This window comes from Rhodobacter capsulatus, from assembly GCF_005144475.1.
GTDB classification, from domain to species: domain Bacteria; phylum Pseudomonadota; class Alphaproteobacteria; order Rhodobacterales; family Rhodobacteraceae; genus Rhodobacter; species Rhodobacter capsulatus_C.
On record NZ_SWJZ01000025.1, the window covers coordinates 21,901 to 39,774 of the forward strand.

At 67.0% G+C, this 17,874-nt stretch carries 19 protein-coding genes; 7 read left to right on the top strand and 12 right to left on the bottom strand.

Features of this window, described 5'->3' with window-relative positions; genetic code table 11:
- Window positions 1–34: 34 nt before the first annotated feature.
- From FBT96_RS07720 to FBT96_RS07730, 3 genes are read right to left on the bottom strand one after another with little or no spacing between them, the layout of a single operon-like run.
- Window positions 35–766 carry a lysophospholipid acyltransferase family protein gene (locus FBT96_RS07720; protein WP_136905731.1) on the bottom strand — a complete coding sequence of 244 codons (732 nt, stop codon included), beginning with the start codon at window positions 764–766 and terminating at the stop codon, window positions 35–37.
- Entirely contained in the window at window positions 766–1,656 is an 891-nt protein-coding gene (locus FBT96_RS07725) for a cell division protein FtsX (RefSeq protein WP_136905732.1), read from the bottom strand. Before FBT96_RS07725 ends, FBT96_RS07720 begins: the two co-directional genes overlap by 1 nt.
- Entirely contained in the window at window positions 1,656–2,327 is a 672-nt protein-coding gene (locus FBT96_RS07730) for a cell division ATP-binding protein FtsE (RefSeq protein ID WP_013068865.1), read from the bottom strand. The genes FBT96_RS07725 and FBT96_RS07730 overlap by 1 nt, the downstream gene beginning before the upstream one ends.
- Window positions 2,328–2,467: 140 nt before the next feature.
- Here FBT96_RS07730 and FBT96_RS21040 point away from each other — a divergent pair, with 140 nt between their 5' ends.
- Window positions 2,468–3,850 (top strand): zinc-ribbon domain-containing protein, encoded by a 1,383-nt coding sequence (locus FBT96_RS21040; protein WP_136905733.1) that lies wholly within the window; start codon window positions 2,468–2,470, stop codon window positions 3,848–3,850.
- A gap of 21 nt (window positions 3,851–3,871) precedes the next feature.
- Here the strand turns inward: FBT96_RS21040 and FBT96_RS07740 are convergent, their stop codons facing one another.
- The 5 genes from FBT96_RS07740 to argH are packed head-to-tail and all read right to left on the bottom strand — an operon-like array spanning window position 3,872 to window position 9,566.
- A complete protein-coding gene (locus FBT96_RS07740; RefSeq protein ID WP_136905734.1) occupies window positions 3,872–6,463 on the bottom strand; it encodes a DUF4175 domain-containing protein in 2,592 nt (863 codons plus the stop codon).
- A gap of 27 nt (window positions 6,464–6,490) precedes the next feature.
- Window positions 6,491–7,759 (bottom strand): diaminopimelate decarboxylase, encoded by a 1,269-nt coding sequence (lysA, locus tag FBT96_RS07745; RefSeq protein ID WP_136905735.1) that lies wholly within the window; start codon window positions 7,757–7,759, stop codon window positions 6,491–6,493.
- 58 nt (window positions 7,760–7,817) lie between these two features.
- Window positions 7,818–8,018, bottom strand: coding sequence for a hypothetical protein (locus FBT96_RS07750; RefSeq protein WP_136905736.1), 201 nt, complete (start codon window positions 8,016–8,018; stop codon window positions 7,818–7,820).
- Window positions 8,015–8,155: a hypothetical protein gene (locus FBT96_RS20640; RefSeq protein WP_169583301.1), complete on the bottom strand. Its 141-nt coding sequence runs from the start codon at window positions 8,153–8,155 to the stop codon at window positions 8,015–8,017. Before FBT96_RS20640 ends, FBT96_RS07750 begins: the two co-directional genes overlap by 4 nt.
- 13 nt (window positions 8,156–8,168) lie before the next feature.
- Complete coding sequence (gene argH / locus FBT96_RS07755) at window positions 8,169–9,566, bottom strand: argininosuccinate lyase (protein ID WP_136905737.1); 1,398 nt, start codon at window positions 9,564–9,566, stop codon at window positions 8,169–8,171.
- 25 nt (window positions 9,567–9,591) lie between these two features.
- Between argH and FBT96_RS07760 the strand changes: the two genes are divergently transcribed.
- A complete protein-coding gene (locus FBT96_RS07760; protein ID WP_136905738.1) occupies window positions 9,592–10,137 on the top strand; it encodes a TlpA family protein disulfide reductase in 546 nt (181 codons plus the stop codon).
- Here FBT96_RS07760 and FBT96_RS07765 read toward each other — a convergent pair whose 3' ends face one another.
- Entirely contained in the window at window positions 10,138–11,373 is a 1,236-nt protein-coding gene (locus tag FBT96_RS07765; protein ID WP_136905739.1) for a PAS domain-containing protein, read from the bottom strand.
- Window positions 11,374–11,549: 176 nt separating this feature from the next.
- Between FBT96_RS07765 and FBT96_RS07770 the strand changes: the two genes are divergently transcribed.
- The 4 genes from FBT96_RS07770 (at window position 11,550) to yddG (ending at window position 15,476) form a co-directional block, all read left to right on the top strand.
- Entirely contained in the window at window positions 11,550–12,392 is an 843-nt protein-coding gene (locus FBT96_RS07770; RefSeq protein WP_136905740.1) for an EAL domain-containing protein, read from the top strand.
- 153 nt (window positions 12,393–12,545) lie between these two features.
- The gene (locus FBT96_RS07775; protein WP_136905741.1) at window positions 12,546–13,721 is read left to right on the top strand and encodes an acetyl-CoA C-acetyltransferase; all 1,176 of its coding nucleotides are present in this window, start codon (window positions 12,546–12,548) and stop codon (window positions 13,719–13,721) included.
- A gap of 105 nt (window positions 13,722–13,826) precedes the next feature.
- Window positions 13,827–14,549 (top strand): acetoacetyl-CoA reductase, encoded by a 723-nt coding sequence (phbB, locus tag FBT96_RS07780; RefSeq protein ID WP_136905742.1) that lies wholly within the window; start codon window positions 13,827–13,829, stop codon window positions 14,547–14,549.
- Between the two features lie 63 nt (window positions 14,550–14,612).
- Window positions 14,613–15,476 carry an aromatic amino acid exporter YddG gene (gene yddG, locus FBT96_RS07785; protein WP_136905743.1) on the top strand — a complete coding sequence of 288 codons (864 nt, stop codon included), beginning with the start codon at window positions 14,613–14,615 and terminating at the stop codon, window positions 15,474–15,476.
- Between the two features lie 27 nt (window positions 15,477–15,503).
- Here yddG and FBT96_RS07790 read toward each other — a convergent pair whose 3' ends face one another.
- The 3 genes from FBT96_RS07790 to FBT96_RS07800 all read right to left on the bottom strand — a co-directional run bounded on the left by FBT96_RS07790 (window position 15,504) and on the right by FBT96_RS07800 (window position 16,792).
- Window positions 15,504–15,677 carry a YdcH family protein gene (locus tag FBT96_RS07790; protein WP_013068878.1) on the bottom strand — a complete coding sequence of 58 codons (174 nt, stop codon included), beginning with the start codon at window positions 15,675–15,677 and terminating at the stop codon, window positions 15,504–15,506.
- Between the two features lie 123 nt (window positions 15,678–15,800).
- Window positions 15,801–16,562: a tRNA1(Val) (adenine(37)-N6)-methyltransferase gene (locus FBT96_RS07795; protein ID WP_136905744.1), complete on the bottom strand. Its 762-nt coding sequence runs from the start codon at window positions 16,560–16,562 to the stop codon at window positions 15,801–15,803.
- 17 nt (window positions 16,563–16,579) lie between these two features.
- Window positions 16,580–16,792 (bottom strand): putative signal transducing protein, encoded by a 213-nt coding sequence (locus FBT96_RS07800; protein WP_136905745.1) that lies wholly within the window; start codon window positions 16,790–16,792, stop codon window positions 16,580–16,582.
- A gap of 72 nt (window positions 16,793–16,864) precedes the next feature.
- Here FBT96_RS07800 and FBT96_RS07805 point away from each other — a divergent pair, with 72 nt between their 5' ends.
- The gene (locus FBT96_RS07805; RefSeq protein ID WP_136905746.1) at window positions 16,865–17,866 is read left to right on the top strand and encodes a polyprenyl synthetase family protein; all 1,002 of its coding nucleotides are present in this window, start codon (window positions 16,865–16,867) and stop codon (window positions 17,864–17,866) included.
- Window positions 17,867–17,874 lie beyond the last annotated feature (8 nt).

The following is a 17,874-nucleotide window of genomic DNA, read 5'->3' on the forward strand; positions in this document are numbered from 1 at the left end:
GGCCGCCCTTTCGCATTCACGAACGGCCCAGACCTCAGCCGATCTTCAGCCCGGCCTCGGCCATCAGGCTGTCCGAGGCGGTTTCGATCTGCGCCTCGATCACCTTCATGTAATCCCCCATCGGCATGCCGGGCGCGATCGTGGGCAGGAATTCCACCACCGCCAGCCCGGGCTTGCGCAGGACGGCCTTGCGCGGCCAGAACACGCCGACATTCGTCGCCACCGGCACGCAGGGCAGGCCAAGTTCGGCATAAAGCGCCCCGGCACCGATCTTGTAGGGCTTCTTCACCCCCGCCGCGACGCGGGTTCCCTGCGCGAAGATCACCAGCTGCCCGCCCGCGAAGCGCGCGTTCTTCGCCTGCTCCAGCATCCCCTTGATCGCCGCGCCGCGCTTGCCGCGATCGACCGGCACGCAGCCGATCAGATAGGCATACCAGCCGACAAAGGGGGTCCAGACCAGCTCCTGCTTCATGATGAACTTGCCGCGCGGGATCGCCGCATAGATCATCAGAATGTCGAAGAAACTCTGGTGCTTGGCGGCGATCAGCACGTCACCTTGCGGGATCTCGCCGCGGTATTCGGTCTTGATGCCGACCATCCAGCCCGCGGTCCAGCACACCCATTTGCAATAGCCGCGGCAGACATGGATGGCGGCAGACCGCCCGCCGATCAGCGCATAGGGCAGCCCGAAGACGGCATAGACCGCCAGCATCAGATACATCTGCGCGATGAACAGAACCGAACGGATATATTGCAAAACGATCATCAGCGAATTCCCCTGAGCATGCGCAGCGCCGCGGCGCGGGTGGCGCCAAAGGCCACTAGCGCAGCCAGCACCGGCAATGCAAGCGGCCAAAGCCAGCCCCAGCCGGTGAACCCAAGCCCGGTCAGGAAGCCGCCCGCCGCATCGGCCGCAGGCAGCGCCGCCACCGCCGCCATGCCCAAGGCCGTGCCAAGCGTCGCCCCCGCCCCCGCGCGCTTGGTGAAACGACGCACGAAAGCCCCGGCGATGAAGGCATCCTGCGCCCCCACCAGCCGCAGCGTTCGGATCACCTGGCCGTTCGCCGCAAGGGCCGCCTGTGCGGCCAGCGTGATCATCCCCGCCATCGCGCCGCCGATCAGCACCAGCGAGAGCCAGCCCAGAAGCCGCAACCGGCTGGCCGCGGCGATCAGCGGCTTGCGCCAGCGGGTGTGGTCATCGAGCACGGCCCCGGGCGCCTCGGCCGCCAGCCGCAGCCGCAGCCCCTCGGCGTCGATGCCCTGCCCGGTCTCGGTCAGCTCGACCAGTTTCGGCAAGGGCAAGGTGTCCACCGGCAGATCCGGCCCGAACCAGGGGTCAAGCAGCTTGCGCATCTCGCCCTCGTCCATGGCGCGATAGCTCGCCACGCCGGGCGTCGTTTCCAGCGCATCCAGCACCGCGCGCAACTGCGTTTCCATCTGATCGGGCGGCGCCGAAATCCGGATCGTGGCCGAGCGCGCCAGCGCCTCGGACCAGCGATCGGCGAGCCGCCCCGAGGCGAGCGACAAGGCCAGCGCAAAGACCGCCAGAAAGGCCATCGCCGCCGAGGTCAGCACGGTCAGATTGGCGGTGAAGCCGGTCGGCGGCACCACCCGGTCGGCGGTCGACAATTCAGAGCCGAAGGGATTGAACCGCATCACAGATCCGCCCCCGCCAGTTGCAACCGCCGGTTCGCGATCCGCAGCACCCGCGCCGAGACCTGCGCCTTGGCCTGCCGGATCAGGTTCAGATCATGCGTCGCGATCAGCACGGTCTTGCCCAGCTTGTTCAGCTCCATCAACAGCGACAACAACCGCAGCGACATTTCCCAATCCAGGTTGCCGGTGGGCTCGTCGGCCAGAATCACCTCGGGCGAGGTGATGATCGCCCGCGCCAAGGCCGCCCTTTGCCGCTCGCCGCCCGAAAGCTGCGGCGGCAGCGCGTTCATCTGCGCCTTCAGCCCGACCCAGGCCAGCAGCTCGGCAAGCTCCATCCCGTCGATCGGCCGCCCCGACACCGTCAGCGGCAGCGCGACGTTTTCCGCCACCGACAGGTGATCGAGAAACTGGCAGTCCTGATGCACGACGCCGATGCGCTGGCGCATCCGGGCGATGTCGTCGCGGCCCATCGTGCGGGCGTCCTGACCGTAAAGCCCCATGAACCCCGAAGAGGGCAGAAGCTCGGCGTAGCACAGTTTCAGGAACGTCGTCTTGCCCGCGCCCGAAGGCCCGGTCAGGAAGTGAAACGACCCCGGCACCAGCTTCAGCGTCATCTCCGCCAGCAGCTCGCTTCCGCCATAGCCGACGGCAACATCCTGCAATTCGATCACTGCGCGGCCCCTCCCGTGTTGCCACCTCTGCGGGTAGCACCTGCGACACACTCAAACTATTGGAGTTTGTTTCTTTGCTTGCTACAACAAGCTGGTAGAAAAGGCCAGAATGGCAAGCGAGGGGCGAGGCTCGGAACCGAATGCGGCTGATCTGCCCAAGATGCGGTGCGCAATACGAGGTGGATGACGTGGTCATTCCCGCCGCGGGGCGCGATGTGCAATGTTCCGGCTGCGGCCAGACCTGGTTCCAGCCCAGCCGTCAGATGCTGGATGCGGCGGCGGACGGACCCGCCCCGGGGGCGCCGGAACCGCAGCTTGCGGCTTTGCCGGACCGCGCCGCCGACACCGACCTCGCAGCCGACCCCGAGCCCGAGGCCTGGCCCGAACCGGAGCCCGAAGACTGGCCGGAGCTTGCGCCCCCGCCTGAGCTTGCGCCGCAACCAGAGCCTGCGCCCCGGCCCGAACCGGCCCAAGCCGAACCGGCCCAAGCCGAACCCGCCGCACCGATCGGGACCGAGGCCGCCGCCCCGGAGATCGAGGCGCTTGACTGGGCCGTGCCCTCGGTTCCCGCGGACCCCGAGCCCGAACCCGCCGATCTCGACCCGGCCGAGGTCGAAGCCGATGTGACCCAGGCCATCGCCGAGCTGATGCGCGCCCATCCGCTGACCCCGCCCGAGGATCCCGACCCGGCACCGCCCGAAACCGCCCAGCCCGAAGCCGCGCAACCGGAGCCGCGGTCGCTGACGCCCGCTGCCGTGACACCCCCGCCGACGCCTCACCCGGCCTCCGGCGATCTGGGCCCGGCACCGCGGGCGGGCGCCATTCCGCGTCGGCCACTGGACGAGAACCTGATGGCGATCCTGCGCGAAGAGGCCGAGCGCGAGGCCGCCGCACGCCGCGCCGAGGGCACGGGGATCGAAACGCAGGACGAAATGAACCTTGATCCGGTGCTGCCCCTGGTCGCGCCGGTTCCGCCCGCGCCCATCCCCCCCGCACCGATGCCCCCCGCGCCGATGCCGCCAACGCCCGCCGCGGTCGCCCCGGTGCAGCCGCAGCGCATCGCCCCGTCGCTGCGGGCCGAGCCGCGCCGGGTGCCCGATTTCAGCGATCTGAATTCCTGGGACGACACCGGGCATCCCGCCGATCTGACCGAGGGCCCCGATCCCGCCCCTTCGGACAGCGCCGAGCGCGCGCCGCGTCGCCAGCGTCTGCCCGACATCGACGAGATCAATTCCAGCCTGCGCGCCAGTGCCGACCGCGCGGGCGACATTGCCGCGCTGGGCCCGATGCAGGCGCAGCAAGACACCCGCTCGGGTTTCCGGCTCGGCTTTTCGATGGTGCTGCTGCTCTCGGCGCTGGCGCTGCTGGTCTATGCCTATGCGCCGCAGCTGGGCGGGCGGGTGCCTGCCCTGACGCCGCTGCTGGACAGCTATGTCGCCACGGTGGATGCGGCGCGGATCTGGCTTGATGCGCAGCTGCGCGGGGTGATCGCCGCGATGCAGGCGGAGACGCCGCAGGGCTGATCCGGCCGGTCGGCGCCCGGCTCAGGGCGCCGCGAAGCGATCCAGCAGGCGCCGCAGATAATCCCTTTCGGGCTCGGGGCGTTGCCGCTCGGCGCTGCGGCGGCGGATTTCATCCAGCAGATCGCGGGCGCGGCGATAGATGTCGTCACCCTTCAAAAGATCAGAGTCGGTGCCGATCCGGCTGCCCTCGCCCGTCGCCCGGCCCAAGGGATCGCGCGGCAATTCGCGTTCGCCGTGCCCGCCCATCGCATCGCCGCGCCGCTCCATCCCCTGCGCGCCCTGGCCGGTCTGGCCCTGGCCGTTTTCTTCGGCCAGAGCCTCGCCCAGATGGCGCATGCCCTCGCGCAGCGCCTCGATCGCATCGGCCTGCTGATCGATCGCCCCGCCCAGATCGCCGTCCTTCAGCGCCTGTTCGGCGCCGTCCATCGCATCCCCGGCCCCTTCCAGCGCCCGTTCGGCCTGTCGCGCCGCCTCGCCGTCCAGCCGCGGCATCAACCCGCGCTGGCGTTCCAGATCCCGGCGCAGCGCATGCTGCCGGTGGGCCAGATCCTGCCCCGTCAGGCCTTGCCCCGGGTCATCGCCGCCCGCTTGCGGCGGCTCCCCGGGTTGCGGCTGCATCTGCGGCCCGCCCGGCCCGGGCTGTTCAAACCCCGGATCGACGCCCTCGGGTTGCGGGCTGCGCTGCATCTGCCGGAAGGCGTCATCCGACAGGCTCTGCTGGTCGCGCAGGGTCTGGCCAAGGTCTTTCATCGCCTTGCCCCCGGGCATGTCGCCCTCGCCGCCCTCGCCCTGGGTGACCTGCATGTTTTCCATCAGCCGCGCCAGCTGATCAAGCAGCTCCTGCGCCTCGGCCATCTTGCCTTCTTCCATCAGACGCTGGATTTCCGCCATCATCTGCTGGATCTGATCGCCGGTGATGCGCTGGCTGTCCTGCTTCTGGCCGAATTGCGGCCCCTGCTCCTGATCCGTGGCGCGTTCGGCCAGCATCTGCAGATAGCGGTCGGTGGCCTCCTTCAGCTCGGCCATCAGCTTGGCGATCTCGTCCTTCGAGGCGCCGTTGCGGATCGCCTCGCTCAGCCGTTCCTGCGCCTGCTGCATCGCCGAAAGCGCATCGGCCAGACCGCCATCTTCCAGCAGTTTCGCCAGATCCCACAGCGTCTTGGCAACCTCGTCCCGGGCCTCGGGGGTCAGGGATGCCCCCTCCAGACGCTCGATCTGCGCATGCAGCGCCTCGGCCATCTGCGGCGCGGGAAACAGGCGCTCGGGCCGGTTCAGGATCGCCCGCAGAAGCGCGGCCGTGCGGGGGGCGTTTTCGCGCGACCACAGAAGATCGCGGCGCAGCTCGATCAGCGCCGCCGCCCGCGGATCAAAGAACCGCCGCCCGGGCAGCTCGAAGCCCTGATCGCCGCTGCGGCCGGTCTGACCCAGCCCGTCCTCGACCGACAGCGAGAGCGTCACCGGCAGGTTCGCCCACGGATGTTCGGACATGTCCTCGGTCAGCATTTCGGTGAAATCGGCGCGCGAGCCGGTGATCGGCAGCGGCAGATCGAAGGTCAGATCCGGGCGCGGCTCGGGGGCAAGGGCCAGCCCGTAACGACGGTCGATCGCCGCCAGATCCAGGCTGATCTGCGCCTGCCCCCGGACCACGCCGTAATCATCGGTGGCGTGGAAGGGCTGCGCCAGCTTGCCATCGGCGCGCCGTTCGGCCAGCCGCGGCAGCTCGACCGCGGGGGCGGCATCCGACAGCAGCGTGACGCGGAAGCTGCGCCCCATCCGCCCGCCGATCTCGATCACGCCGGACCGACGGGCCGTCAGATCAAGGCTTTGCACCTCGGCGCCGTCGGTCTTTTCGGGCGTCGCGGCGGGGCTTGAGACGGTTTCGGTGAAGGGCACCGACCCGGGCCGGCCGTAAAAGCGGAAGCTGAGTTTCGTGCCCTCGGGCAGGACCAGCTCCGCGCCCTCGACGCCGTTCAGATAAAGCCCCGGCTTGCCGGTGTAGCGCGGCGGCTCGGCCCAGCCTTCCCAGGCGGGGCCCATCGCGGCTTCGGCGGCGCCGGGGGTCTGCGGCGGCCGGGCGGGGGTGAAGATCGCCAGGGGCGCGCCGAAGATCAGCGCCACGGTGACGCCGGTCAGGGCGGAGATCCGAAGGCCATAGGGGTCGCGCGGCGCCAGCTCGGGCGCGGGCAGGGGGGCGCGGGCAGCGGCGGCGCGTTCGGCCATGCGGCCGCGGTGCAAAGCCCAAAGCGCCCGTGTCGCCGGATCGGTGTCGCCCAGCGCCAGAGTGTCGGTCAGCGCGGCCAGCGGGCGGCCGGGCAGCGTCGCATCCAGCCGGGCAATCGCCTCGGCCCGGGTGGGGATGCGGAACCGGCGCAGCCCGGGCGCGGCCAGCACGACGGCCAGAACCCCCAGACAACCGGCAAGCACCGGCCATTGCCCCGCGCTCAAGTAATCGGGCAGGCGAAAGGCCAAAAGGGTGAAGGTCAGCGCCGCCAAGGTCAGCAGCGGCCAGAAGGCGCGCAGCAGCCGTTCGGTCACCATCGCCGCCCGCGTCAGCGCGATCGGTCGGGCCAGCGGGGCGAGCGGGTCGCCCGGAAGGGGCGGCGGCGGCGGCATCGGTCCTTTCCGGCCCCGACTACGGGATCAGAGCCATTCCGGAATGCTATCGCGGGCCAGCATTTCCTCAAAGCTCGGTCTTTGCCGGATGACGGCGAAGTGATCCCCGCGGACCAGCACCTCGGGGATCAGCGGGCGGGAATTGTATTCCGAGGCCATCACCGCGCCATAGGCCCCCGCCGAGCGGAAGGCGACCAGATCGCCCTCGGCCATCGGCGGCAGCTCGCGGCCCTTGGTGAAGGTGTCGCCGGTTTCGCAAACCGGGCCGACGACATCGAAAGGCTGCGGCGCGATGCCCGGCGCGGGCTCGATCACCGGAACGATGTCGTGATGCGCGCCATACATCGAGGGCCGCACCAGATCGTTCATCGCCGCATCGACAATGAGGAAATTCCGCCCCTCGCCTTCCTTGAGCCAGATCACCGAGGTCACCATCAGCCCGGCATTGCCGGAAATCAGCCGCCCCGGCTCGATCTCGATCTCGCTGCCCAGATCGCCCAGAACGCGCTGGATCATCGCGCCGTAATCGGTGGGCAGGGGCGGCGCCTCGTTCGAGCGCTGGTGATAGGGAATGCCGAGGCCCCCCCCCAGATCGAGGCGGCGGATCTTGTGACCATCCTCGCGCAGGGCCAGCGTCAGCTCGCGGACCTTGGTGAAGGCGGCTTCAAAGGGCGCAAGGTCAGTCAGCTGGCTGCCGATATGCACATCGACGCCGATCACTTCGAGCCCGGGCAGTTTCGCGGCCTCGGCATAAACCGCGCGGGCCTTGGCGATCGGAATGCCGAACTTGTTTTCCGATTTGCCGGTGGCGATCTTTTCATGGGTCTTCGCGTCGACATCGGGGTTCACCCGCAAGGCAATCGGCGCGGTGACGCCCAGCGCGGTGGCAATGTCCGAAATCGCCCGCAGCTCGGGTTCGCTTTCGACGTTGAACTGCCGGATGCCGCCGGTCAGCGCCAGCCGGATTTCGTCGCGCGTCTTGCCGACGCCGGAAAAGACGATCCGCTCCCCCGGCACGCCCGCGGCTTTCGCCCGGCGGTATTCGCCACCCGAGACGACATCCATCCCGGCGCCCAGATCGCCGAGCAATTTCAGCACCGCAAGGTTCGAATTCGACTTGATCGCGAAACAGACCAGATGATCGGTGCCCGCCAGCGCCGCATCGAAGAGCTGGAAATGCCGGGTCAGGGTCGCCGCGGAATAGACGTAGAACGGCGTGCCGACGGCGGCCGCGATCTCGGTCAAGGCCACGTCCTCGGCGTGCAGCACGCCATTGCGGTAAAGAAAATGATCCATCGCGCCCTCCGGTTCCTCGGGCGTTCTTAGCCGGTCGGCCCGGTCAAGAAAAGCGCTCTCAGAGCCCCATGCCCAGATGCAGCCAGCCCAGCCGCGTGCCGACGGTGCCGCGGCCGTTGCTGTTCACCCCCAGCCGGACCGGGCCTACGCCGGTCGACACCCCCGTCGTCACCTGACCGGCCGGATTGGCATGGACATTCGCCCGCGGCCCGGCGCAGGCCGCAAGCAGAATGAGCAGCAGCGGCAGCGCGATTTTCACAGCCCGCCCACCACGCCCATCCGCGCCTCGCCGGTGACCGAAATGCCGGGGGTCTGGGATTGCGGCGGCTTCGGCGGGCCGTCGACGCCGCAGCTCGCGGCGAAGGTCAGAACCGACAGGGCCAGAAGAATACGCATGCAACCTCCGATGTCAGGCCAGAAGCCCCTGCCAGCGCGCCACCTGGGCGCGGACCTGATCGGGGGCGGTGCCGCCGTAAGACTGCCGCGAGGCGACCGAATTGTGAACCCCAAGCACGGAATAGACCGCCTCGGTCAGCGCCGGATGGGCGGATTTCAGCTCTTCCAGGCTCAGATCGGGCAGATCGCAGCCCTTCTTCTCCGCCAGCGCCACCAGCGAGCCGGTGACATGATGGGCGTCGCGGAAGGGCAGACCGGCCTCGCGCACCAGCCAATCGGCCAGATCCGTCGCGGTCGAGAAGCCGGAGGAGGCCGCCGCCTCCAGTTTCGCCGTGTTCACCGTCAGATCCGACATCATCCCGGTCATCGCCGCCAAGGCCAGCATCAGCGTGTCGGCGGCGTCGAAAACCTGTTCCTTGTCTTCCTGCATGTCCTTGGAATAGGCGAGCGGCAGGCCCTTCATCACGGTGAACAGCGCGACGGCCGCGCCCAGCACCCGGCCGATCTTGGCGCGGATGAGTTCGGCCGCATCGGGGTTGCGCTTTTGCGGCATGATGCTGGAGCCCGTCGACCATTTGTCCGACATCGCCACAAACCGGAACTGCGCCGAGGACCAGATCACCAGCTCTTCCGCCAGACGGCTCAGATGCACCGAGCAGATCGCCGCCGAGGACAGGAATTCCAGCGCGAAATCGCGGTCCGACACGCCATCAAGGCTGTTCGCCATCGGCCGGTCAAAGCCCAAAGCTTGCGCCGTCATGTGCCGGTCGATCGGAAAGCCCGTGCCCGCCAGCGCGGCAGAGCCCAGCGGGCATTCGTTCATCCGCTTGCGCGCGTCTTCGAAGCGGCTCCGGTCGCGGGCGAACATCTCGACATAGGCCATCATGTGATGGCCCCAGGTCACCGGCTGCGCGGTCTGCAGATGGGTGAAGCCCGGCATCACCCAATCGGCGCCCTGTTCGGCCTGTGCCACCAGCACCTTCATCAGCGCGCTGAGCGAAGTGATCGCCGCATCGGCCTGATCGCGGACCCAAAGCCGGAAATCGGTCGCCACCTGGTCGTTGCGGCTCCGCGCGGTGTGCAACCGCCCCGCCGGTTCGCCGATCAGAACCTTCAGCCGCGCTTCCACATTCATGTGAATGTCTTCCAGCGCGGTCGAAAACGGGAAATCCCCCGCCTCGATCTCTGACAAGACCGTGAGCAACCCTTCCCCGATCGCCTCGGCATCGCTATTCGTCAAGATACCCGTCGCGGCCAGCATCGCCGCATGGGCCCGGCTGCCGCGGATATCCTGTGCGTAAAGCCGCTTGTCGAACGAGATCGAGGCGTTGATCGCCTCCATGATCGCGTCCGGACCGGCGGCGAAGCGCCCGCCCCACATGGCGTTCGAGGAGTTCGTGTCGTCGGTCATCGTCAGGCCCTTCGTCGGAGGCATCATGCTGCGGTTGTTCGTCCTTTATACGGCCCTTGCCCTTTGCGCAAATGCCGCCACCGCCGCCGACCTCTCGGCCCTGAAGCAGGGCGAGATGAAGAAACTCGCCGTCTTCACCGAGCCGTTGGCCCTGCCCGAGATCCCCTTCGTCGATGAAACCGGCACCAGCCACCGGCTTGCAGATTATCGCGGCAAGGTGGTGCTGTTGAACCTCTGGGCGACCTGGTGTGCGCCCTGCCGCAAGGAAATGCCCGATATCGCGGCGCTTCAGGCCGAGATCGGCGGGGATGATTTCACCGTGCTGACGGTGGCCTCCAGCAATCGCGACACCCAGGCGAAGGTGGGGGCGTTTTTCGAGAAACAGGGCATCACCCAGCTGCCGCGGATGATCGACGAGACCGAACGGCTGCCGCGGGCGTTGGGGGTTCCCGGCCTGCCCGCCTCGTTCCTGATCGATCGCCGGGGGCAGATCGTGGCGCAGCTCTTTGGCCCGGCCGATTGGTCAAGCGCGGAAGCGAAAGCGGTGATCGCGGCGCTGCGCGCCGAGTGATCAGCGCGATTCGGCGCGCATGAACTGGCTCATCGAGGAGCCGATCTCCTCCGACAGGCGCATGATCGATTCGAGCCGGTTCTTGATGTCGGCGTGGAAGATGTCGAGCTGATCGATCGTCGCCGAAAGCCCGCCGCTGTTGTCGCGCATCCGCCCGCATTCGACACGGCCGAGCACCCGGATCGTGTCGAGCCCCAGCATCAGGCGGCGAATCTCGGCGCTGGCGCGAAACAATTCCTCGGCATGGCCGACGGCGCGCATCATCGCATCGCGCGTGTCGGTGTAGGACCGGGCCTCAAGCTCGCGCAGCAGCGCGCGTTCCACGTTCCAGTCGATTCCCTCGACCTGGGCGACATCGCGGAACCCGGCGTTCATTTCCTTCAGCACCCGGTTGGAGCCGAGCAGGAACAAGGCCCGGGCCGCCTGCCGCGACACCCGGTCACAAAGGTTGTCGCGTCCGGCGACGAAACTGCGCAGCCGCTCGGAGATCACCAGCGACGACGCCTTGTAATTCTCCGAGATCGCCGAGACCGGACCGCCCGAAGGTTCCAGCCGCGAGGCGACGATACGCATGTTGTTCGGGATCGACTGCAACGCCTCGAAGCTGCGCAGAAGCTTGGTCTGTTCCTGCGTCACCCGTTCGAGCGACTTGTTCATGTCGATCAGCCGCTGCGTGCGCGGATCGGCCGGACGGCCAAGCCGCGCATCCCGCGCCGCAAGTTCCTGCCCGAGCGCGAAGGCCATGTAGCTTGTGTAGCTGGAAAATCCCTCGGCCAGGGCAAGGGCGCGCAGCTCTCCGGCGCTGACCTCGGGGTCGAGCCGTTCGGCCCGTTCGCGCGCGCTGAGTTTGGTATAGACATCGCGAAACCGCTCGAAAAGCGGTGTCGAGGGTTTCAGCCGCACCGACAGGAAGCCGCCGTCGACCGGCATCAGGACAGCGAAGACCCAGTAGATATCGCCGTTGCGGACGCGGTTCTTGACATAGGCCCCCATCGGATGACCGGCGCCGAGCGCACTCCACAAGATGCGGAACACGCCGCGCGGCGTGTCGGGATGCCGGACGATCTTGTGCGGGGCCCCCAGAAGTTCGGACCATTCGAACCCCGAAACCCGGTGGAACACCTCGTTGCCGGCAATGATCACCCCGCGCTTGTCGGTGCGGGAGTAAAAGAGTTCATCGAAGCCGAAGGGGGCTTCGTTCTCCTGCGATTTGGAAAGATCGGTCGGCGCGGTCATGACTACCCTGAAGCTGAACACTGAAACAACCATAAGCCGCCAAGGTAAGCGAAACGTATACAACCGAGGGTTTATCTGGAAAGGTTCTCATTAACCACGCGGCACGGAACTTGCGGCGCTTTACCTGTTGTTAGCCGAAATCGCGGAATCTGGCTTCGTACCTGATGGAGGGGCCGATGCCGAAAATTCCGCTGTCGCTGCGCGAACCGCTCGATCCGGCCGATTCCAATCCTCTGACGTTCGCCGTTGCCCAGCGCGACCGGGAAACCCTCTCGATGGTCACCCGCGCCGTGGAACGCCGCGATGTGGTGCTGGCCTTTCAACCCGTCGTGCAGACCCTCCGCCCCGACCGCCCCGCCTTTTACGAGGGGTTGATCCGGGTACTTGACGACACTGGCCGGGTGATTCCCGCGCAGGATTTCATCGGCGCCGCCGAAACCACCGAAATGGGCCGCAAGCTTGACTGTCTGGCGCTGGAAATGGGGCTTTTGTCCCTGGCCGAGGACCGCAGCCTGCGGTTGTCGGTCAACATGTCCGCCCGTTCGATCGGTTACCCGGACTGGATGCGTATCCTGAACCGCGGCCTTGCGATGGACGACCGCCTGGGCGAGCGGCTGATTCTGGAAATCACCGAATCTTCGGCGATGATGATGCCGGAACTGGTCTCGGTCTTCATGCAGGACATGCAGACGAAAGGCATCTGCTTCGCGCTCGACGATTTCGGCGCGGGCTACACCTCGTTCCGCTATCTGCGCGAATTCTACTTCGACATCCTGAAGATCGACGGCCAGTTCATCACCGGCATCGCCCGCAATCCCGACAACCAGATCCTGACCCAGGCGCTGATGTCGATTTCCCGGCATTTCGACATGTTCACCGTTGCCGAAGCCGTCGAAACCGCCGAGGATGCGGCTTGGCTGACGCGGGCAGGCATCGACTGCATGCAGGGCTATTATTTCGGCGCGCCGACGATCATGCCGCCGTGGAAAGCGCCCACGACCCACAAGGCCGGGATCTGACCCCCGGCCCGGGCCCTCGATTTCATCGCGCAACAAAATTGCGCGAACCGGCGTTAATATTGCCAAATCTGCTTGACCTCCTGCGGCCTTTCGGCATGCTGCACAGCGGCAATGGGCGCCTTTGCGCCCGAAATCCTGTGAGGAGGGAAATTCATGACCAATGTCGTCATCGTCTCGGCGGCCCGGACCGCCGTGGGCAGCTTCAACGGCGCTTTCGCCAACACCCCCGCGCATGAGCTGGGCGCGGCGGCGATCGAAGCCGTGGTGGCGCGGGCGGGCATCGACAAGGCGGAGGTCTCGGAAACCATCCTCGGTCAGGTGCTGACCGCCGGTCAGGGCCAGAACCCGGCGCGTCAGGCGCATATCAAGGCCGGTCTGCCGATCGAATCGGCCGCCTGGAGCATCAACCAGGTCTGCGGCTCGGGCCTGCGCACGGTGGCGCTGGGCGCGCAACACATCCAGCTCGGCGATGCGGCGATCGTCGTCGCGGGCGGTCAGGAAAGCATGTCGCTGTCGCCCCATGTCGCGCATCTGCGCGCGGGCACCAAGATGGGCGACATGAAGATGATCGATTCGATGATCAAGGACGGGCTTTGGGACGCCTTCAACGGCTATCACATGGGCCAGACCGCCGAGAATGTCGCGAGCCAATGGCAGATCAGCCGCGAGATGCAGGACGACTTCGCCCTCGCCTCGCAAAACAAGGCCGAAGCCGCGCAAAAGGCGGGCAAGTTCGTCGATGAGATCGTCGCCTTCACGATCAAGACCCGCAAGGGCGACATCGTCGTCGACGCCGACGAATACATCCGCCACGGCGCGACGCTCGAATCGATGCAGAAGCTGAAACCGGCCTTCACCAAGGACGGCACGGTGACCGCGGGCAACGCCAGCGGAATCAACGACGGCGCCGCCGTGGTGCTGCTGATGACGGAAGAAGAGGCCGCCAAGCGCGGTCTGACGCCGCTCGCCCGCATCGCCTCTTATGCCACCGCGGGGCTCGACCCGTCGATCATGGGCTGCGGCCCGATCCCGGCCTCACGCAAGGCGCTGGAAAAGGCGGGTTGGAACGCCGCCGATCTCGACCGGATCGAGGCGAACGAGGCTTTCGCGGCCCAGGCCTGCGCGGTGAACAAGGACATGGGCTGGGACGTCTCGAAGGTGAACGTGAACGGCGGCGCCATCGCCATCGGCCACCCGATCGGCGCCTCGGGCTGCCGGATCCTGAACACGCTTGTCTTCGAAATGAAACGCTCGGGCGCGAAAAAGGGTCTGGCGACGCTCTGCATCGGCGGCGGCATGGGCGTGGCCATGTGCCTCGAAGGGCTCTGAGTCTCACTTTTTTCTGCAAATGCGAAAAACGGGCGCGCAACAATATTGCGCGCCCTGCTTATTTTAGGTAACAGCATTTCAACAAGGATGATCTGAGGAGGAATCATGTCCAGAGTTGCACTCGTCACCGGGGGATCGCGCGGCATTGGCGCCGCCATTTCTTTGGCGCTGAAGGAAGCCGGTTACACCGTCGCCGCGAACTATGCCGGCAATGACGAAGCCGCCGCGAAATTCACCGCCGAGACCGGGATCAAGACCTACAAATGGTCGGTCGCCGATTACGACGCCTGCGCCGCGGGCATCGCGCAGGTCGAGGCCGATCTGGGTCCGGTCGACGTGCTGGTGAACAATGCGGGCATCACCCGCGACGCGCCGTTCCACAAGATGACCCGCGAGCAGTGGGATCAGGTGATCGGCACCAACCTGAACGGCATCTTCAACATGACGCATCCGCTCTGGAACGGCATGCGCGAGCGCAAATTCGGCCGGATCATCAACATCTCCTCGATCAACGGTCAAAAGGGCCAGTTCGCCCAGGCGAACTACTCGGCGGCGAAGGCGGGCGACATCGGCTTCACCAAGGCGCTGGCCCAGGAAGGGGCGCGGGCGGGGATCACCGTCAACGCGATCTGCCCGGGCTATATCGCCACGGAAATGGTGATGGCGGTGCCGGAAAAGGTCCGCGAGCAGATCATCGCGACGATCCCGGTCGGCCGTCTGGGCGAAACCGGCGATATCGCGCGCTGCGTGGTCTTCCTCGCCTCGGATGATGCGGGCTTCATCACCGGCGCGACGCTGACCGCGAACGGCGGCCAGTACATGACCTGATTTGCCCTTGGCAAAACGGTTCGGGGCCCGCATCCTGCGGGCCTCTTGCATTTCGGGGGTCAGATGTCGCGCAACCGGGCAACCTTGATCGGCTTTTCGGCCGTCGCGCTTTGGGCGCTCTTGGCACTGTTCACCGTGGCCTCGGCGCCAGTGCCGCCCCTGCAACTGAATGCGCTGTGCTTTGCCATCGGCGGCGGCATCGGCCTGATCTGGGTCGCCGCGACGGAAGGATTCGCCGTGCTGCGGCAGGTCTCGTGGAAGGTCTATGCCTTCGGCACCGCGGCGCTGTTCGGCTATCACCTGATCTATTTCTCGGCGCTGCGTCTGGCCCCCCCGGCAGAGGCCAGCCTGATCGCCTATCTCTGGCCGCTTCTGATCGTGGTCTTTTCCGGCCTGCTGCCGGGCGAGCGGCTGAACCGGCTGCATATTTTCGGGGCGGTGATCGCCTTTGCCGGGGCGGCGCTGATCGTTGCCCGGGGCGGTATTGCCGCCAGCGCCGAATCGCTGCCGGGCTATGGGCTGGCCTTCCTTTGCGCGCTGACCTGGTCGGGCTATTCGCTGCTGTCGCGCCGGATGGGCACGGTGCCCACGGCGGCCGTGGCGGTCTATTGCCTGGCAACGGCCGTGCTGTCGGCGGCGGCGCATCTGGCGCTGGAAGAGACGCTCTGGCCCACAGGCGCCACCGGCTGGGGGGCGATCATCGCGCTGGGGCTGGGCCCGGTCGGGCTGGCCTTTTACACATGGGATGTGGGGGTGAAGCGGGGCGACATCCAGATCTTGGGAACGGCGTCCTATGCGGCGCCCCTTTTGTCAACGCTTGCGCTGATCGGGGCGGGGATCGCGGCAGCGTCCCCTGGTCTGGTGCTGGCCGCCGCGATGATTGCTGCAGGTGCCTTTCTGGCCGCTTTGGGCAGTCGGCAAGGCTAGGGACCGGCCCGCAGGCCGGACCGGAAATCAGACCGCCACGCCTTCCAGCCGGGCGATTTCTTCCTTGAGCCGCAGTTTCTGTTTCTTCATCTCCGCGATTTGCAGGTCATCGAAGCTGGGCGTACGAAGCGCCACTTCGACTTCCGCGGACAGAGCCTGATGTTTCTTGCGAAGTTCAGCGATATGCGAACTCACGGACATGGCAGTCTCCTCTTTCCTTGTTCGGTAGGATGATTGCAGCACGTTTTCGAACGCTTGTCACGCGCTTGTCGTATTGCCGCGCGAAAATATGAGCCGGTTTCACCGAACAATATTGCCACGGAATTAAGACGTTAGCGGCAGGGCTTCGCCGCAGCGCAGCACTGCTTGCGCAGCATCGGTGAGGTCTTCGGCATCGCCCTGATGCGCAGGCCGCGCATGCAGCACGAAGGGCGCCAGAAGCCGCAACGGCGCCTTGCCCCCCTTGCGCGCGGTCACGATCACCCGCCCCGCCGCGCGTCCCTGCCGCGCCGCAATCGGCAGCACCGTGATCGCGCCCCCCTGCCCCGCCAGCGCAGTCAGAATGTCGCCCAGCCGGTCGGCGTTCTGGATCAGCGTCAGCCAGCCGCCGGGCTGCAGCCGCCGCATCCCCGCCCGCACCCAATCGACCAGCGGCGTCACCTCGCGCTGTGCCCGTTCGCGGCCCGCATCCGCCGCCGCCGTGCCGCCCGAGGCCGCAAAGTAAGGCGGATTGGCGATCACATGATCGTAATTGCGCGCCCGCAGCGCCGCGGGCATCCGCGCCAGATCGCCCTCGAAGACCTCGAGCGTCGCCGCATTCGCCGCCGCGTTGCGCCGCGCCAGATCGGCGTAGGCCGGTTGCAGCTCCAGCCCCGCCTGCACCAGCCCCGGCACCCGCCAGCCCAGACAGAGGCTGGCCACCCCGGCGCCGCAGCCCAGTTCCAGCACCGATTGCCCCGGTTTTGCGCCGCAAGCGGCCGCCAGAAGCACCGGATCCATCGCCGCGCGATAGCCCCGGCGCGGTTGCGCCACCGTCAGCCGACCGTCCAGAAACCGGTCGAAGGTGCAGTCCTCGGGCGGAAACATCACTCTTCCCACAGCCCTCAGTCTTCCCACAGCCCGTTGTCGCGCAAAATCGCCTGCGCCAGGAACCACTCCGCATCGGCCACGGCCAATCTGCGCGGCAAAATGCCGAGGCTGCCGTCCAGAATGCTCATGTGGACGTCCCACTCAAAGGCCGTTATACCCTCGCCCTCAAGAAGGGCCATCGCCATGGCGATCCGAACCGGGTCGGTGGTGCGCAGAAGCTCTTTCATCGCTCGACTTAAGGGCAGCTTTGTCCCCCTGTCGAGACGGAAATTGGGCCGGGAAACTGGGAAGGAAGACCGATGAGCCTCGACGACAAGGCGACGAAACCGCACGACCGTCTGGCGCAGGCGCTGGCCGAGGACATGGCGGCGGTGAATGCGCTGATCCGCGAGCGGATGAGTTCGGAACATGCCCCCCGCATCCCCGAGGTCACGGCGCATCTGATCGAGGCGGGCGGCAAGCGGCTGCGGCCGATGCTGACCTTGGCCGCGGCGCGGCTGGTGGGCTATGGCGGCCCCTATCATGTGCATCTGGCGGCGACGGTCGAATTCATCCACACCGCGACGCTGTTGCATGACGATGTGGTCGACGAAAGCCGCCAGCGTCGCGGCCGTCCGACGGCGAACCTGCTTTGGGACAACAAATCCTCGGTTCTGGTCGGGGATTATCTGTTTGCCCGCTCGTTCCAGCTGATGACCGACACCGGCAACATGCGGGTGATGGAGATCCTGGCGAATGCGTCGGCGGTGATCGCCGAGGGCGAGGTGCTGCAGCTGACGGCGGCGCAGAATCTGGCCACGACCGAGGACATCTATCTGCGGGTGATCCGCGGCAAGACGGCGGCGCTGTTCTCGGCGGCGACCGAGGTCGGCGGCATCATCGGCGGCGCCCCCGAAGATCAGGTGAAGGCGCTTTACGATTACGGCGACGCGCTCGGCATCGCCTTCCAGATCGTCGATGACCTGCTGGATTACGGCGGCAAATCGGCCGAGATCGGCAAGAACACCGGCGACGATTTCCGCGAACGCAAGCTGACGCTGCCGGTGATCAAGGCCGTCGCGCTGGCCGATGACACGGAACGCGCCTTCTGGAAGCGCGTCATCGAAAAGGGCGACCAGCAGGACGGCGATCTGGAACAGGCGATGGCGCTGATGACGCAGCACGGCACGCTGGAAGCGACGCGGCTTGCGGCGATCGGCTGGACCGACACCGCCCGCAAGGCGCTCGCGGCGCTGCCCGATCATCCGCTGCGGCAGATGCTGGACGATCTGGCCGATTACGTCGTCGAACGGGTGCGCTGAGCGCCCCG

Bases quoted from the DNA above. Each gene is read 5' to 3' on its own strand.
- FBT96_RS07800 (WP_136905745.1), bottom strand. From the start codon at position 16,792: ATGAAAGAGCTTCTGCGCACCACCGACCCGGTTCGGATCGCCATGGCG.
- yddG (WP_136905743.1), top strand. From the start codon at position 14,613: ATGTCGCGCAACCGGGCAACCTTGATCGGCTTTTCGGCCGTCGCGCTT.
- phbB (WP_136905742.1), top strand. From the start codon at position 13,827: ATGTCCAGAGTTGCACTCGTCACCGGGGGATCGCGCGGCATTGGCGCC.
- FBT96_RS07720 (WP_136905731.1), bottom strand. From the start codon at position 766: ATGATCGTTTTGCAATATATCCGTTCGGTTCTGTTCATCGCGCAGATG.
- FBT96_RS07795 (WP_136905744.1), bottom strand. From the start codon at position 16,562: ATGTTTCCGCCCGAGGACTGCACCTTCGACCGGTTTCTGGACGGTCGG.
- FBT96_RS07725 (WP_136905732.1), bottom strand. From the start codon at position 1,656: ATGCGGTTCAATCCCTTCGGCTCTGAATTGTCGACCGCCGACCGGGTG.
- lysA (WP_136905735.1), bottom strand. From the start codon at position 7,759: ATGGATCATTTTCTTTACCGCAATGGCGTGCTGCACGCCGAGGACGTG.
- FBT96_RS07775 (WP_136905741.1), top strand. From the start codon at position 12,546: ATGACCAATGTCGTCATCGTCTCGGCGGCCCGGACCGCCGTGGGCAGC.
- FBT96_RS20640 (WP_169583301.1), bottom strand. From the start codon at position 8,155: ATGCGTATTCTTCTGGCCCTGTCGGTTCTGACCTTCGCCGCGAGCTGC.
- argH (WP_136905737.1), bottom strand. From the start codon at position 9,566: ATGACCGACGACACGAACTCCTCGAACGCCATGTGGGGCGGGCGCTTC.
- FBT96_RS07805 (WP_136905746.1), top strand. From the start codon at position 16,865: ATGAGCCTCGACGACAAGGCGACGAAACCGCACGACCGTCTGGCGCAG.
- FBT96_RS07760 (WP_136905738.1), top strand. From the start codon at position 9,592: ATGCTGCGGTTGTTCGTCCTTTATACGGCCCTTGCCCTTTGCGCAAAT.
- FBT96_RS07765 (WP_136905739.1), bottom strand. From the start codon at position 11,373: ATGACCGCGCCGACCGATCTTTCCAAATCGCAGGAGAACGAAGCCCCC.
- FBT96_RS21040 (WP_136905733.1), top strand. From the start codon at position 2,468: ATGCGGCTGATCTGCCCAAGATGCGGTGCGCAATACGAGGTGGATGAC.
- FBT96_RS07740 (WP_136905734.1), bottom strand. From the start codon at position 6,463: ATGCCGCCGCCGCCGCCCCTTCCGGGCGACCCGCTCGCCCCGCTGGCC.
- FBT96_RS07770 (WP_136905740.1), top strand. From the start codon at position 11,550: ATGCCGAAAATTCCGCTGTCGCTGCGCGAACCGCTCGATCCGGCCGAT.
- FBT96_RS07790 (WP_013068878.1), bottom strand. From the start codon at position 15,677: ATGTCCGTGAGTTCGCATATCGCTGAACTTCGCAAGAAACATCAGGCT.